The 1,056-nt window shown below is 44.0% G+C and carries 1 protein-coding gene and 2 pseudogenes; all 3 read left to right on the top strand.

All coding sequences use genetic code 11. From position 1 onward, the window contains the following. Nucleotides 1–226: 226 nt before the first annotated feature. Nucleotides 227–463: pseudogene (locus tag ABF463_RS13130) on the top strand (helix-turn-helix domain-containing protein); the annotation flags it as partial. Next, nucleotides 460–798, top strand: coding sequence for an arsenate reductase family protein (locus ABF463_RS13125; protein WP_415534258.1), 339 nt, complete (start codon nucleotides 460–462; stop codon nucleotides 796–798). The pseudogene ABF463_RS13130 and the gene ABF463_RS13125, both read left to right, overlap by 4 nt. Nucleotides 799–961: 163 nt before the next feature. Then, nucleotides 962–1,056, top strand: a pseudogene (locus ABF463_RS13120) (transposase); the annotation flags it as partial.

The raw sequence follows: 1,056 nt of genomic DNA, 5'->3' as shown, positions 1-1,056 counted from the left end.
GATCTATAAATAACAACTACGTTAGAAGAGGTGTAAGCTAAATGTCATTCAAAAATCCGAACAGGTTAAAAAAGAAGCGTAACGTTAAAAAATTTGCTCCAAAACCCGATAAAACGACACCGGTGAGAAAACCTAAAAAGATCTGATAATTTTAGGGACCTAGGTGGCCGCTTGCCCACGCGTCCTGTTGCTGCGGCGTTTACTATAACGACTACCCCTCAGGTCAAAGACAATAGAGATCCATTTGATAAGCTGTCTTCAAAACAGGTTGGAAATTGCTACAGGCATTTTTGTAATTGGCGATGCGGCACAGCAGATCATGGGAGCAGCATTGCTATGCGTATGTAAAAGGCTGGTGCCAATCAAAGAGGCACTGCCTAGCGAGATAAGTTATGGGGCTATTCGGTACGTTTTATATAAGAGCAAGTTGGAACGGGAAACTTGCAGTGAGGCAAATCGATGAATATACAGATTTACGGAAGAAGCAAGTGCTTTGATACTCAAAAAGCGAAAAGATATTTTAAAGAGCGCAAAATAAAATTCCAGAGTGTCGATATTGATCGGTACGGATTGAGCCGCGGCGAGCTTGCAAGCGTGAAAGCGGTGACAGGTATTGATAATCTACTGAATATTGACGGCAAGGAATATGAGCGGCTGAATCTGAAATACATCAGCACCGGTGAGACAAAAGAAGAAATGCTTTTAAATAATCCGCGGTTGTATGTCTCTCCAATTGTTCGTAATGGCAATAAAGCCACCATAGGCTACAGACCGGAAGTGTGGAAAAACTGGAAATAGTACCACGGAGACTTTTAAAATACCAATCGCTATTCGCAAAGTTGTTCCCGCCGGGGCCAATGTTATGGTGGCCCAATAGCAGTATTAGAGAACCGGCAGCCCTGCTAAGAGAATTATGAAAAATATACCAGAAAACTCTAACGCATCCATGCGACGTCTACTACTGGTGGAATGGCGTCAGAAACGAAAGGCCTACGGGGTCTATGCTTTCGTCGGCAGCGGAATCCGCCGTGACGCACCGCTTTCCGAAAACGAGAG

The sequence above is a fragment of the Ethanoligenens sp. genome, assembly GCF_047718355.1.
Lineage (GTDB): Bacteria > Bacillota > Clostridia > Oscillospirales > Ethanoligenentaceae > Ethanoligenens.
This window is presented reverse-complemented; position numbering and strand designations above follow the sequence as displayed.

Coding starts and splice junctions, on each gene's coding strand:
- ABF463_RS13125 (WP_415534258.1), top strand. CDS start 460: ATGAATATACAGATTTACGGAAGAAGCAAGTGCTTTGATACTCAAAAA.